Consider the following 14,162-nt stretch of genomic DNA (forward strand, 5'->3'; position numbering starts at 1 on the left):
CGAGAAATGAACGCCAAACGTAAACGTTCGCGCACCAGATCCGTCGCTGTCGGCACCGGAGCAGCTCTCGGTCTCCTCGGCCTGATCATGGGAATCGGTGCGGTGTCACAGGCATCCGCGGTTAGTCCTGCCGGCATCGCCGCGACGACGGAGCTCTCCGAAAGCACCGGTTTGCATCACGAGCAGCTCAGCGTCTACTCCGCCATAGCCACAAAAACCGCCCATGACCGAGCGGAGAGCACCCTCAGTGACGCCGGAACGGTGATCACGGCCATGGCGAACAAGGTGGATCCGACCCCACTAGCGTCATCCGTTGCCGCGCTCGGGGACTACAAGTCGTTGGAGACGGACACCGTCATCGAGCTCACCGAACAGACTCAGGAGGCGGTCGACACGGCCCGTTCGGCTGTGGCCGAGGTAGACCGAGCCGCCGCGGAGGCCGCAGCAGCGGCCGCCGCCGAGGCCGCTCGCGCCCAGGCCGAGGCTGCCGCTCAGGCTCAGGGTCAGGCGGACGCCCAGGCCGCGGCCGCGGATGCGGCGCGCGATTCTGCTCCAGCTGCTGAGTCCCAGCCCGTCGCCGGCAACAACACGCCCGCCGAGGCAAAGGCGACGGCCCGGGCGATGGCAGCCTCGAAGTACGGCTGGGGTGAGTCCGAGTTCTTTTGCCTCGTACAGCTCTGGAACAAGGAATCCGGCTGGTCGTACACGGCCAACAACCCCAGCGGCGCCACCGGAATCCCTCAGGCCCTGCCCGGGAGCAAGATGGCCACGGCCGGATCCGACTGGGCCACAAACGCGACGACGCAGATCTCCTGGGGTCTCGGCTACATCAAGGCCGGGTACGGCACCCCGTGCGGAGCCTGGGCGCATTCCGTGACCAACAACTGGTATTGACCGCACCTGACCTGACCTGACCTGACCCGACCGGGCAACGGATTCGGGGGGTGAGCCACAGGTCGAGGTGGACGGTCATGCTCCTTGCTGCTCCACAGTCGAACGGGTGGAAGGCTCAGTGTGCGTTGAGGAGGGCCCCCGCGTCGATCGTCGTGCGCGGTGCGCGAGCCGGGGCCCCCGCACGCCGCTGACTCTGGCGAGCGACCTCACGCAGGTCCCACAGATTCTCCCGGGTGACGGAGACAGTCGGGCATCACCTCCCCATGCCGGACCCCTGCACCGGGGTGCCATCCAGCAGTGACGCATCGGCGAGGATGACCCTGCCGGGGTTCACGGAGAAATACCGGGGGAGCCGGTCGAGTTTGGCGGTCAGGTCGACCAGCAGGTCACACTGATCCGACCGCCGCACGTCGGCGGCCAGCTCGGCCTCTCGTCGACGGCGCGGCGGAAGTCGCGCGCGACGATGCGCCATGGCTGCTTGGCGATCGCGTCGATCATCTCGCCCGACAGGCTCAGGGCCAGGGCCAGGGCCAGGGCCAGGCCGGCGTACCGCACAGCGCCCCGGCCGCGGTAGGCGTTCGTCATCGACATCAGGCTGACCCGGTCGGCGCCAAAAAAACCTGTGCGAGTCAGCCGAGTGCTCCCGGCCGTCTGCGTGCGATGAAGAACGGTCGCACCGACACCAGGTAGAAGGCGACGAGCGCGGCCAGCAACCCCGATGCGGATGCCCCGACGGCGACGCCCCAGAGCAGCCTGGGCCCGTTGCCGCGCACGATCACGCCGGTGATGTTGCCGTTCGCGGGCGGCTCCGTGGGCATCATCGCCGGAGTCGGCGTGCTGGTGTTCTCCGGTTCGTTGGTCGTTCCTGCGCGCTCGCCTGGAGCGGGAGCAGAGGTCGGGGCTGGATCCACGTTCTCGGCAGGTGGGGCTTCCGACGGTGCCGCCGCCGTCGCCGACGGTGGAACGACAGCCGGCGTGGACTGTGGCCCGGCCGAGGGGGCCGGCTCTGCCGGGGGAGTGGTGGCGGGTTCCTCAGGTGGTGGCGAGGGGAGCTTGGTCGGAGTGGGGGTGGGAGGGGGCGGCGGAGTCGGTGTCGGTCCGGGGGTGGTTTCACCCTCGGTCAGGGCCACACACTGTGTCTCCCCGTCGACATCGACGATCGGCACGGTTCCGCCCGGGCACTCGTCGGCGGAGACGCGGGTCACACTCGGCATCACGGTGCCGAGCGTCAGCAGGAGAGCGATCCCGGCCGTGAGCCCGGTCGCGGCAATCAGGGTGGTGAGTCGTCGATACACAGCTGATCCAGGTTCCGTTCGATGGTGCCGTGAGTGTTCTGGTTGACCCGAGTCTGCCCTCGGTCTTCGGACGCGTCCAGTGCCCGGGACCACCGAAGTGGCATGTGTGCAAGTCAGCTCGAATCGGGTCGCCGCGCCTGAGCCCCGGGCGGCCCTCGACAAAGCCGAGGGTCGGCGGCAGAATCGGTCTAGGCGGACCCGCAAAAGGTATTCGCCGGGTGGGAGCCTCATGTTCACGAATCGGAGCGAGGCCGGCCGACTGCTGGCCGAACCACTGATCGAACGACTGACCGAGCTTGAGGCGCACGACCCGGTGGTCTACGCCCTCCCGCGGGGCGGTGTGCCTGTGGCGATCGAGGTCGCTCGGCGCCTGCAAGCCCCGCTGGACCTCATCCTGGTGCGCAAGATCGGGGCCCCGGGCTATCCGGAGGTCGCGATGGGGGCGGTCGTCGACGGTGCTAGTCCGCAGGCGATCGTCAATGAGGACGTGTTCGCCGCCACCGGGGGCGACTCGGTGGGTTTGGCCCAAGCCCGCCGTCGCGAGCTGGCCGAAATCGCACGACGTCGCACCCTCTACCTCGATGACCGCCCGCAGATCAGTCCGCGGGGCCGTGTCGCCGTCGTCGTGGACGACGGCCTCGCGACGGGAGCCACGGCCAAGGCAGCCCTCGCGGCCCTGAAACGGCAGGGCGCCGCACTCACGGTGCTCGCGGTCCCGGTCGCACCCGCCGAGCTGCTCGGGGAGATGCGGCAGTATGCGGATGTCATCGTCGTGCTGCACGCCCCGCAGGAGTTGTGGGCAATCGGGCCCTTCTACACCGACTTCCACCAACTCTCAGACAACGAGACCGTCGCCCTGCTGCAGGAGGCGTGGGCTGAGGCCGACGCCACTCCACCGACAGACGGCCGGACGAACTGACGGTCATATGACGGATGCTTTTCCCGCCGGCACGGTCCCGAACCGGCAGAATGGGCAGGTGCACCTTCTGGCGAGTCGAACGGGAAACGGGGAGATCCTCGTGCTGTCGCTCGACGCCGAGGGCAACGTCGCGGGGCCCGCACTCCGTTTGCCTTCACACGAATTCCCCGGCTATGTGCTCGGTCAGGAGCGAGACCGGCCCCGTTGGGTGTGGGAGGACACGGCCCGCATCTACCCGCTGCTCCTGGCGGCCGGAATCAGGGTGCACCGCGCCCACGACTTGCGCCTGTGCCACGCGATCCTGCGCCAGTCGTCGCTGACCCAGGCAAGCGCGCTGGCCCGGGCGGAGCCGAGCCGCTGGGATCGGGCGGTGGCCTTCGAACCGGCCGCGTCCGCATCCGGGGTTACACTCTTCGACCTGTTCGACAGCGACGGTGACAGCGCCGCCGGCAGCGACACCGAGACCGCCGCCGACGGCGTGACCGGCCGCGACGCCGGCAGCGCGGCCGCCGGGTTCGGTACGCAGGCGGAATACCGGCGCCAGCTCGACGCGGTCCGCGCATCTGCGGAGCCCGGCCGCCTCCGCCTGCTGCTCGCCGCGGAATCGGCCGGGGCGCTGATCGCCGCCGAGATGCAGTTCGCCGGCCTGCCGTGGCGCACCGACGTGCACGACGCTCTGCTGACCCGCGAACTCGGCCCCCGCGTCGCCCCGGGCATCCGGCCCGAACGCCTCGAAAACCTCGCTCGGCGCATCCGTGACGCCGTTGGCGAACCCGGTCTCAACCCCGACTCGCAGCCCGACCTGATGCGGGCACTGCAGAAGGTCGGCCTGAAGGTGACGTCCACCCGCGCCTGGGAGCTCAAGGAGCTCACCCACCCTGTGATCGATCCGCTGCTCGAATACAAGAAGCTGGCCCGGCTGCTCAGCGCGAACGGCTGGTATTGGATGGACACCTGGATCGTCGACGGCCGGTTCCATCCCGAGTACATCCCCGGCGGGGTGGTGACGGGCCGCTGGGCCACTCGGGGCGGGGGAGCCCTGCAGCTGCCCAAACAGGTGCGCGGCGCAGTCGTCGCCGATGCGGGCTGGAAGCTCGTGGTCGCGGACGCCGCGCAGCTCGAGCCGCGCGTCCTCGCCGCCCTGTCGGCCGACACGGCCATGGCCCAGGCCGGCCGGGGAACGGACCTGTACGCCGGGATCGTCGCCGGGGGCGTCGTGGAGACCCGCGACCACGCCAAGGTGGCCATGCTCGGGGCCATGTACGGCGCCACCAGCGGGGAGAGCGGGCGCCTCCTGCCCCGGCTCGCGAAGGCCTTTCCGAGGGCACTGGCCCTCACCGAAACGGCCGCACGCGCCGGGGAACGCGGCGAGAGCGTGACGACACGGCTTGGGCGTTCCTCCCCGCGGCCCGGGGAACGCTGGCTGGCCACCCAGGCCAAGGCCTACGACCCCGGGGCGACGGATGCCGACGAGCGCCGGGCCCGCAGTCAGGCGCGAGACTGGGGCCGCTTCACCCGCAATTTCATCGTTCAGGGCAGCGCCGCGGAATGGGCGCTGTGCTGGATGGCGGAGGTGCGCCGGGAACTGCGAATGCTGCCCCAGGGTGCCCAGGGGGCCCAGGGTGCCTCCGGGTCGGAATTCGACCGGGCCCCGCACCTGGTTTTCTTCCTGCACGACGAGGTCATGGTGCACACGCCCGCCGCGCTGGCAGATACCGTCGAGGAGATCATCCGGCGCGCGGCGGATACCGCCGGCCGGCACTTGTTCGGCGATTTCCCGGTCGATTTCCTGCTCACCGTTGCGACGGTCGACAGCTACGCGCAGGCGAAGTAGGTGCGACCCCTGCAGAGGCGACGGCAGCTCCGACGGTGCGTGTCGTCCAGGTCAGGGGACGGATGCCGGTCGTCGTCCGCGCTTCGGCCGCACGTCGTTCAGACCGTGCCGAAAACCCGCGGCGTGGCCGTCCTCGAGCAGCGCGTCGACGTCCCGAAGCCAGTCCAGCGCAGCGGCGGACAGCGCGGCCCGGGCGGCGCCCGCCAAGCGCTCCGCGCCCGTGGCCGCGGCGTCCATGGTCGCAGTCTCGGTGCTTGACTGCCACCGCTGGCGGTACCGGGCAACGATGCCGCGCGCATCGATGCCCAGCACCTGAGGATCAGGGAGGGAGACGGCGATCAGGACCCGGTCGACCAGGTCGCTCCACTCGTTGCCGGGAGCGCTCTCGGTATCGGCCAGCCAGTGGAGCGCCTCGGCCTGGCCGAGCGCGGTGATTCGGTACAGCGGTAGGCCGTCTGCGGTGCTGCCGGCCGATTCAACGGCCTCCTGTTTCACCAGCCGCTCAAGAGTGCCGTAGATCTGCCCGACGTTGACCGCCCGCCGACCGGCCGTTCGAGACTCCAGCTCGCCATGAATCTGGAAGCCATAGGCCGGACCGATCGTGAGGATCGCCAGCAGGCAGCTGCGAACAGACATGGGACCTCCGGTGGCCAAGGTATGACCATACTGAGTATAGCGAACGGAGATCCGGTCCCGGCTCGAGTCTTGTGATCGCAGGGGTCGCTGAGGCATAATTCATGGATGCAGCGCCTGCGCGGTGCGTCGACCGTTGGTCATAGGTTCAAGTTCTCGATAAGTTCACAGCACGCCGCATTGTTTCGTTCAGAGGTCGTTGGGGAAGACGCACCTCACAGAACGGGAGAAACGATGGTGGCTACACACGCTCGGCAGGAAGCGACTGCGCGCGGCTACATTTACGTGCATTCTTCGCCTCGCGCTCTGAGTCCCCATGTGGAGTGGGCGGTGGGTCGCGCCCTGGGCGTGCCCGTCAGTTTCGACTGGTCTGAGCAGCCCGTGCTCCGCGGAGCGCAGCGGGCCGAGTACCAGTGGGAGGGCGCCTGCGGTACGGGGGCGCGGCTCGCGTCGGCGCTCCGCGGGTGGGACCACCTTCGCTTTGAGATCACCGAGGACGCCGGTTTCGGCGCCGATGGGGCGCGCTGGCTGCACACCCCCGACCTGGGCATCTTCTTCGCCCAGACCGACACGGCCGGTAACGTCGTTATCCCGGAGGACCGGCTGCGCCACGCCATGGACCTGGCCGGGGCAAACGCGCTGGAGCTCCACCGGCAGCTCCGCATTACGCTCGGGCAGGCCTGGGACGACGAGCTCGAACCGTTCCGGCACGCCGGCGATTTCAACTCGGTCGTGTGGTTGCACCAGGTGGGCTGACGTGCAGCGCAAGGTCGCTCCCGAACACGGGAAGGCCCCGACCGGTGCCGGTCGGGGCCATCCCGGTGCAGGCGGGTTTTCCGCCGGGTGGAGCTAGACCGACCGGAACGCCACGACGGCGTTGTGACCGCCGAAACCGAACGAGTTACTGATGGCCAGCAGATCGCCGGAAGGCAACGTGCGCGGCATGGTCACCACGTCGAGCGGGATGCTCGGATCCTGGTTCAGCAGGTTGATGGTCGGCGGGGCCATGCGCTTGGCCAGAGCGAGAACCGTGAACAGGGCCTCAATCGCCCCGGCACCACCGAGGAGGTGACCGGTGGAAGCCTTGGTCGCCGACACCGGGATTCCGTCGAGCAGGTCGCCGAACACGCGGCGCAGTGCGTTGTACTCGGCGATGTCCCCGACCGGAGTGCTGGTCGCGTGCGCGTTGATGTGCGAGACATCCGCCAGGCTCGCGTCGGCATTCCTGATCGCGGTGATCATCGCGCGGGCCGCAGCCGTGCCATCGGGGTCTGGAGCGGTGATGTGGTACGCGTCACTGGTCACGGCACCACCAAGGAGCTCGGCGTAGATGCGCGCGCCGCGGGCCTTGGCGTGTTCTTCCGTCTCGACGACGAGCGCCGCGGCACCCTCACCGAGAACGAAGCCGTCCCGGGTGATGTCGTAGGGGCGCGACGCCGTGGCCGGGTCGTCGTTTCGCTTGGACAAGGCCTGCATGGCAGCGAAGGATGCGATCGGAAGCGGGTGAATTGCGGCCTCGGAGCCACCGGCGATGACGATGTCGGCGAGCCCGGCCTGCAGGCGGTTGTAGGCGTTCACGAGAGACTCGGTGCTCGAGGCGCACGCGGACACAACCGTGGTGATTCCGGCCCGGGCGTGAAGGTCCATTCCGATGGCCGCTCCCGGGCCGTTCGGCATGAGCATGGGCACGGTCATCGGCAGCACGCGGCGCGGACCGCGTTCGCGGAGGGTGTCCCACGCGTCGAGAAGGGTCCAGACTCCACCGATTCCGGTGGCCCAGTCGACGGCCAGCCGTTCGGGGTCTGCTTCGGGGGAGCCGGCATCCGCCCAGGCTTCACGCCCGGCAATCAACGCGAACTGGCTGGAGGGGTCGAGACGCTTCGTCTCGTGGCGGGCCAGAACGTCGACGGATGGAACCCTGGCCTGGGCGGCGAAGGTCACGGGGAGCTGAGTCCGGGCCACCCATTCGTGGTCTAGCGTGCTCGTCCCCGATTCGCCGGCGAGCAGGGCCGACCAGCTGTCGGCGGCCGTGCCGCCGAGAGGGGAGGTCGCACCGATGCCGGTGATAACGATTTTTTTGGTCATAACGTTAACTCTCCGTGAGGCGTGCAAACGTGGGCATCACCCACAGATCAGGCCGGTCGGCAGATGCCGACCGGCCTGTTCATTTGTGGACTAGACCTGAGCCTTGACGATGAAGTCGACAGCGTTGCCGACGGACTTGAGGTTCTTGACCTCTTCGTCGGGGATCTTGACGTCGAACTTTTCTTCGGCGTTGACGACGATGGTCATCATCGAGATGGAATCGATGTCCAGATCATCGGTGAATGACTTCCCCATCTCAACTGTGTCGGTCGCGATGCCAGTCTCGTCGTTGATGAGTTCGGCCAGGCCGGCAAGAACTTCTTCGGTGGACAATGCCATGTTATTTCTCCTTGGGGGTGTCTCGTATGACCGAGATTCAGTTTAGAGGGGAGTTGAGTGAAATCTAGGGAAGCACGACGACCTGCGCGCCGAACACCAGTCCTGCTCCAAAGCCGATCTGGAGGGCGAGGCCACCGCTGAGCTCGGGGTGCTCTTCCAGGAGACGGTGGGTGGCCAGCGGGATCGACGCCGACGAGGTGTTCCCGGTGGTGGCGACATCGCGGGCGATGACGACCGAGTCGGGAAGCTTCAGTTGCTTGGCGAACTCGTCGATGATGCGCATATTGGCCTGGTGCGGGATGAAAGCGGCGAGCTGGTCGCTCTCGATTCCCGCGACCTGGAGAGCCTCCTTAGCCACCTTCGCCATGTTCCAGACGGCCCAGCGGAAAACCGTCTGGCCTTCCTGGCGCAGGGTGGGCCATTCGGATTCTCCGCGTCGGTATTCCTGCAGGGTGTGATTCATGGTGATGGCATCGGCCTTGGACCCGTCGGATCCCCACACGGTGGGTGCGATCCCCGGGAAGTCGCTCGGGCCGATGACGACGGCGCCGGCGCCGTCGCCGAGGAGGAACGAGATGCTGCGGTCCGTGGGGTCGACGAGGTCGGACAGCTTCTCGGCGCCGATGACGAGCGCGTAGTGGGCGGTGCCCGTGCGGATCAGGGAATCGGCTTGCGCCACGGCGTAGGTGTATCCGGCGCAGGCGGCGTTGACGTCGTAGGCGGCGGCGGGGTTGGCGCCGACCCGATCGGCGACCACGGCGGCAATGGACGGTGTCTGCCGGCCGTTGCTGATCGTGGCCACGATGACGGCGTCGATCAGGTGCGGCTGGATGCCGGACCTCTCTATGGCTTCGCGGGCGGCATCCGTCGCGAGGTCGACGGCCTGGATGTCCTGGCTCGCTCGGGTGCGGGTGATGATGCCGGTGCGCTGCTGGATCCATTCATCGGACGAATCGATCGGACCGACCAGGTCGTCGTTGGGCACGACTAGGTCCCCGCGGGCGGCGCCGATCGAGAGAATCCGGGTGTACTGGGGACCGTGCGATTGCTGGAGTGTTGGCTTGGACATATTCTCTTTCGGTCAGACTAGGTTCTGCTGGTCGATCAGGTCGAACGCAGCGGGCAGGTCGTCCGGCGTCCTGATCGCTATGCTGGGCACGCCCTTGAGGGCACGTTTGGCGAGGCCGACAAGAGCCCCGGCCGGTGCGACCTCAATGATTCCGGTCACGCCGGCATCCGCGAACGAACGCATGCACATATCCCACCGTACCGGCGAGGACACCTGATCAACCAGTAACTCCACGAACCGGGCACCGTTGGACACCGCGCTGCCGTCCCGGTTCGTCCAGATCGAAAGCGTGGGATCGGCGGGCGCGAGCAGCGCGGAGACACGGGTGAGGTGCTTCACCGCCGGGTGCATATACCGCGTGTGGAATGCACCAGCCACCTGCAGCGGAATCACCCGGGTGCGCGGATTGGGGTTCTTGCCGAGAGCGGCCAGAGCCGCGAGGGAGCCGGCGACGACGATCTGTCCGCCACCGTTGAAGTTGGCCGGCGCGAGGTCGAGTTCGTCGAGGCGGGCCAGGAGTTCGGTCTCATCGCCGCCCAGCACGGCGCTCATGCCGGAGGGCTCCAGCGCCGCGGCCTCGGCCATGGCGGTGCCGCGCTCGCGCACGAAACGCACGGCGTCCGCCGCGCTGAGGATGCCTGCGCCGGCTGCGGCGGTGATCTCGCCCACCGAGTGACCGGCGATACCGGTGATGCGCTCCCGCCGTCCGTCGGCGAGGAGTGCGTTCAACGTGAGGAGTCCGGCGGCTACGATCAGCGGCTGGGCGATTCGGGTGTCCCGAATGGTGTCGGCGTCGCTCACGGTGCCGTGGCGCATCAGATCAATTCCGCAGGCCGCGGAGATCTCGTCCAGGCCGGCGGCGAAAGTGGGGTTCCGAAGCCAGGGCTCGAGGAAACCGGGAGTTTGTGAGCCCTGACCGGGGCAGACGACAACAATCATTGATCCAGTCTCCCAACCTCGTTTGTTGCGGACGTGTCGGAGATCCACCAACTATTTGCGGAGTGTTTGTCGAATCTCGTTAGTTCGGCACCTCTGACGCCGCGATTAACGCCGGCGTGTTGAGCCGTCGTGGTCGCTGATCGACCCGATGATCAGGGCGGCCTGCAGGATGAGGGCCTCACGGGCGCCCGTGGCGTCGTAGCCGATGACCTCTGACACCCGCTTCAGGCGGTAGCGCACGGTGTTCGGGTGTACGAACAGTTCCCGGGCGGTGGCTTCCAGGGAGCGACCGTTGTCCAGGTAGCACCAGAGTGTGGTGAGCAGCTCGGTCGAATGCGCCTGCAGCGGGCGGTAGATCCGGTGGATCAGCGTGGCGCGGGCAAGCGGATCACCGGCCAGCGCCCGCTCGGGGAGCAGATCGTCCGCCTGTACAGGGCGTGGGGCGTTGCGCCAGGAGCGCGCCACGGCGAAGCCGGCCAAGGCGGCCTTAGCGCTCTTGGACGCGTCGACGAGATTCGGCACCTCGTGGCCGAGCACCAGGTGGCCGGCGCCGAAGCTCGGCTCGAGCTGCACCGCGATCTCCATGAAGCTGAGGGCGGAGGCCGTGCCGATCGCGTCATCCGTCTCGGTCGGCGACGGGTGGGCCCGGCCGATGACCAGGACGAGCCGGTTGCCCTGCACCCCGATCAGAACGTCGGCGGCCATGTGGCGGGCCGAGCGACGCAGCTGGTCGACGTCGAGCATCTTGGGTGTCGTGCCCACGAGCACGCAGACCTCGCCGTGCCCGTGCCAGCCGAGGGCCGCGATCCGGCTGGGCAGTTCGTCGTCGTACTCGCCGCTCAGGATCGAGTCGACGACCAGGGCCTCGAGGCGTACATCCCAGAGGCCGCGTGCCTCGGCTGCCCGGGCATAGACATCCGCCGCGCCGAAGGCGATTTCGCGGGAGTACAGCAGGATGGCCTCCCGCAGGATTTCCCCGCCGTCTTTGACCCGCTCCTCCACCACCTCGACGGTGACGCGAATTAGCTGCAGGGTCTGCTGCAGGCTGATTGAGCGCAGCAGTTCACGCGGAGCGGCACCGAAGACGTCGGCCGCGATCCAGGGGGTGGACCGCGGGTCGTCAAACCACGAGATGAACGACGTGATCCCGGCCTGGGCGACCAGGCCCACGGCGGAACGCCGCCCGGGCGGCATATCGCCGTACCAGGGCAGCGTGTCCTCGAGACGCTTCAGCGTCGCCGTGGAAAGCTCCCCGGATATCGTTCGCAGCCAGCTGAGCGTCTGTTCCTTCGTCTTCGGTGTGGGTGCCACGGGGGCTGTTAGCTCTCGCCCCCGGCGGAACCGGTAGTTCCCGCCGTTACGTCGTGCAACCGGTACTTCGCGATCGCCTGGCCGACGACGCTGCGGTCGACCTCGCCACGGCGAGCGAGAAGTTCGAGTGCGCGCACCACCATCGACGGTCCGTCGATCTTGAAGTAGCGGCGGGCCGCCGGGCGGGTGTCGGAGAAACCGAACCCGTCGGCGCCGAGGGTCGCGAAGTCGCCGGGCACGAACTGCCGGATCTGATCGGGCACCGCATGCATGAAGTCGGTGACGGCGATGAACGGTCCGGCGGTGCCGGCCAGCTTCTCCGTCACATAGGGGATCTGCGGCGCGTCGTCCGGGTAGAGGAAGTTGTGTTCCTCGACCGCGATGCCATCGCGACGCAGTTCGGCCCAGGAGGTGACCGACCAGACGTCGGCGGACACTCCCCAGTCCTCGGCCAAAAGGGCCTGGGCCTCGAGTGCCCAGGGCACGGAGACGCCGGAGGCCAACAGCTGCGCCTTCGGACCCGACACATCGGACGCGCTGACGCGGTGGATGCCGCGCACGATGCCGTCCACGTCCACGTCGTCGGGCTCGCGCGGCTGTACCTGCGGCTCGTTGTAGACCGTGATGTAGTACATGACGTTGGGGTCGGCGTGCGTTCCTCCGTACATCCGCTCGAGTCCCGACCGCACGATGTGCCCGATCTCGTAGCCGTAGGCCGGGTCGTACGAGACCACGGCGGGGTTCGTCGAGGCCAGCAGCGGCGAGTGGCCGTCGGCGTGCTGCAGGCCTTCACCGGTGAGGGTGGTGCGTCCGGCGGTGGCGCCGATCATGAACCCGCGGGTCATCTGATCGCCCGCGGCCCACATGGCGTCGCCCGTGCGCTGGAAGCCGAACATCGAGTAGAAGACGTAGATCGGGATGAGCGGCTCACCCTGCGTTGCGTACGACGTGCCCACGTTGGTGAAGGCAGCCATCGCGCCGGCTTCGTTGATCCCCACGTGCAGGATCTGGCCCTGCGGGCTCTCCTTGTACGCCAAAAGCTGCGCGTGGTCAACCGAGGTGTACTGCTGGCCGCTGGGGTTGTAGATCTTGGCGTTCGGGAAGAACGCGTCGATGCCGAAGGTGCGAGCCTCGTCCGGGATGATCGGCACGATGCGGTGTCCGAAGTCCTTGGCGCGCAGCAGTTCCTTGAGCAGCCGCACGAAGGCCATCGTGGTCGCGATCTCCTGCGTGCCGGAACCCTTCTTGGTGGGAGCGTAGGTCGCGTCGCCCGGCAGGGTGATCTGCGTGTACTTGCTGCGACGCTCCGGCACGTACCCGCCGAGCGCGCGGCGGCGCTCATGCAGGTACTGGATCGCCTCATCGTCCTCGTCCGGCTTGAAGTACGGCGGGAGGTAGGGGTTCTCCTCGAGCTGGGCATCCGTGATCGGCATGTGAGTGCTGTCGCGGAACGTCTTGAGGTTGTCGAGGGTGAACTTCTTCATCTGGTGGGTCGCGTTGCGGCCCTCGAAGCTCGGGCCGAGGGCGTAACCCTTGACCGTCTTGGCCAGGATGACGGTCGGCTGGCCCTTGTGCTCGGATGCGGCCTTGAATGCCGCGTAGACCTTGCGGTAGTCGTGGCCACCGCGCTTGAGGTTCCAGATGTCGTCGTCGGTGTAACCCTCGACGAGCTTGAGCGCGCGGGGGTCGCGGCCGAAGAAGTGCTCGCGCACGTACGCACCGCTCTCGGCCTTGTACGTCTGGTAGTCGCCGTCGGGGGTGGCGTTCATCAGGTCGCGCAGGGCGCCATCGGTGTCGCGGGAGAGCAGCTCGTCCCACTCGCGACCCCAGACGACCTTGATGACGTTCCAGCCGGCGCCGCGGAAGAAGCTTTCTAGTTCCTGGATGATCTTGCCGTTGCCGCGTACCGGGCCGTCGAGGCGCTGGAGGTTGCAGTTGACGATGAAATTGAGGTTGTCGAGACCCTCGTTGGCGGCAACCTGCAGCTGCCCGCGGCTCTCGACCTCGTCCATCTCGCCGTCGCCGAGAAACGCCCAGACCTGCTGGTCGCTGGCGTCCTTGATCCCGCGGTTGGTGAGGTACCGGTTGGTTTGCGCCTGGTAGATGGCGTTGATCGGGCCGAGTCCCATGGAGACCGTCGGGAACTGCCAAAATTCCGGCATCAGTCGCGGGTGCGGGTAGGAGGACAGCCCGTTGGGGCCGTGGGACTTCTCCTGGCGGAATCCGTCGAGTTGGTCGGTGCTCAGGCGGCCCTCGAGGAAGGCCCGCGCGTAGGTTCCGGGGGAGGCATGGCCCTGGATGAAGATCTGGTCTCCGCCGCCCGGGTGGTCCTGGCCGCGGAAGAAGTGGTTGAAGCCGACCTCGTAGAGGGCAGCGGAGGATGCATAGGTCGAGATGTGGCCGCCGACGGAGATGCCGGGGCGCTGAGCACGGTGCACGAGAACGGCGGCGTTCCAGCGTATCCAGGCGCGGTAGCGGCGCTCGATGTCTTCGTCGCCGGGGAAGTCGGGTTCATTGCCGGCCGCGATGGTATTGATGTAGTCCGTGGTCGGCACCATGGGCACGCCGAGGTGCAGTTCCTTGGAGCGTTTCAGGAGCGTCAGCATGATCTCCCGACCACGCTGGTGACCGTGGGCCGATACGAGCGCGTCCAGCGATTCCGACCATTCGGCGGTTTCCTCCGGGTCCGCATCCGTGCTGTTAACCGAATACGGGTCCTGGTCGTTGACAGTCACACTCGACCTCTCTCTGTTGGGCAGACCATCGAAGCGAACCTGCCAAGTTAGCGGTGCCGGATGACGGTCGGATCACGACCGATGGCACCACGCAAGCCTACAGATTTTG

General features: G+C 67.7%; 13 protein-coding genes. 4 read left to right on the forward strand and 9 right to left on the reverse strand.

The features are described from left to right. Positions 1-6: 6 nt before the first annotated feature. A complete protein-coding gene (locus E3T40_RS08845) occupies positions 7-894 on the forward strand; it encodes a hypothetical protein (protein ID WP_134543162.1) in 888 nt (295 codons plus the stop codon). Between the two features lie 369 nt (positions 895-1,263). On the opposite strand, the gene E3T40_RS17585 is transcribed toward E3T40_RS08845, so the two are convergent. Together E3T40_RS17585 and E3T40_RS08855 are read right to left on the reverse strand one after the other, a co-directional pair. Further along, on the reverse strand, positions 1,264-1,479 hold the full coding sequence (locus E3T40_RS17585; protein ID WP_134543163.1) for a hypothetical protein: 216 nt from the start codon (positions 1,477-1,479) through the stop codon (positions 1,264-1,266). A 44-nt stretch (positions 1,480-1,523) separates the two neighbouring features. Beyond that, complete coding sequence (locus E3T40_RS08855; RefSeq protein WP_134543164.1) at positions 1,524-2,189, reverse strand: hypothetical protein; 666 nt, start codon at positions 2,187-2,189, stop codon at positions 1,524-1,526. Positions 2,190-2,418: 229 nt separating this feature from the next. Here E3T40_RS08855 and E3T40_RS08860 point away from each other — a divergent pair, with 229 nt between their 5' ends. Beyond that, complete coding sequence (locus tag E3T40_RS08860) at positions 2,419-3,108, forward strand: phosphoribosyltransferase (RefSeq protein WP_104194403.1); 690 nt, start codon at positions 2,419-2,421, stop codon at positions 3,106-3,108. A gap of 58 nt (positions 3,109-3,166) precedes the next feature. After that, positions 3,167-4,942 carry a bifunctional 3'-5' exonuclease/DNA polymerase gene (locus E3T40_RS08865; RefSeq protein WP_233194034.1) on the forward strand — a complete coding sequence of 592 codons (1,776 nt, stop codon included), beginning with the start codon at positions 3,167-3,169 and terminating at the stop codon, positions 4,940-4,942. A gap of 51 nt (positions 4,943-4,993) precedes the next feature. On the opposite strand, the gene E3T40_RS08870 is transcribed toward E3T40_RS08865, so the two are convergent. Next, the gene (locus E3T40_RS08870) at positions 4,994-5,578 is read right to left on the reverse strand and encodes a PadR family transcriptional regulator (RefSeq protein ID WP_166786609.1); all 585 of its coding nucleotides are present in this window, start codon (positions 5,576-5,578) and stop codon (positions 4,994-4,996) included. A 231-nt stretch (positions 5,579-5,809) separates the two neighbouring features. Here E3T40_RS08870 and E3T40_RS08875 point away from each other — a divergent pair, with 231 nt between their 5' ends. Then, positions 5,810-6,331 (forward strand): DUF3145 domain-containing protein, encoded by a 522-nt coding sequence (locus E3T40_RS08875; protein WP_104194405.1) that lies wholly within the window; start codon positions 5,810-5,812, stop codon positions 6,329-6,331. A gap of 93 nt (positions 6,332-6,424) precedes the next feature. On the opposite strand, the gene E3T40_RS08880 is transcribed toward E3T40_RS08875, so the two are convergent. The 6 genes from E3T40_RS08880 to aceE form a co-directional block, all read right to left on the reverse strand. Continuing rightward, positions 6,425-7,660 (reverse strand): beta-ketoacyl synthase, encoded by a 1,236-nt coding sequence (locus E3T40_RS08880; protein ID WP_104101886.1) that lies wholly within the window; start codon positions 7,658-7,660, stop codon positions 6,425-6,427. Between the two features lie 90 nt (positions 7,661-7,750). After that, positions 7,751-7,999: an acyl carrier protein gene (locus E3T40_RS08885; RefSeq protein WP_104171086.1), complete on the reverse strand. Its 249-nt coding sequence runs from the start codon at positions 7,997-7,999 to the stop codon at positions 7,751-7,753. Positions 8,000-8,063: 64 nt separating this feature from the next. Continuing rightward, positions 8,064-9,068, reverse strand: coding sequence for a beta-ketoacyl-ACP synthase III (locus E3T40_RS08890; RefSeq protein ID WP_104171087.1), 1,005 nt, complete (start codon positions 9,066-9,068; stop codon positions 8,064-8,066). Between the two features lie 12 nt (positions 9,069-9,080). Continuing rightward, positions 9,081-10,007, reverse strand: coding sequence for an ACP S-malonyltransferase (locus E3T40_RS08895; protein WP_104171088.1), 927 nt, complete (start codon positions 10,005-10,007; stop codon positions 9,081-9,083). A 105-nt stretch (positions 10,008-10,112) separates the two neighbouring features. Further along, positions 10,113-11,318, reverse strand: a complete 1,206-nt coding sequence (locus tag E3T40_RS08900; RefSeq protein WP_104101895.1) for a CdaR family transcriptional regulator — start codon at positions 11,316-11,318, stop codon at positions 10,113-10,115. Between the two features lie 8 nt (positions 11,319-11,326). Then, positions 11,327-14,053 (reverse strand): pyruvate dehydrogenase (acetyl-transferring), homodimeric type, encoded by a 2,727-nt coding sequence (gene aceE / locus E3T40_RS08905; RefSeq protein WP_104194406.1) that lies wholly within the window; start codon positions 14,051-14,053, stop codon positions 11,327-11,329. Between the last annotated feature and the right edge of the window lie 109 nt (positions 14,054-14,162).

The organism is Cryobacterium sp. TMT1-19 (assembly GCF_004403055.1).
GTDB classification, from domain to species: Bacteria; Actinomycetota; Actinomycetes; order Actinomycetales; family Microbacteriaceae; genus Cryobacterium; species Cryobacterium sandaracinum.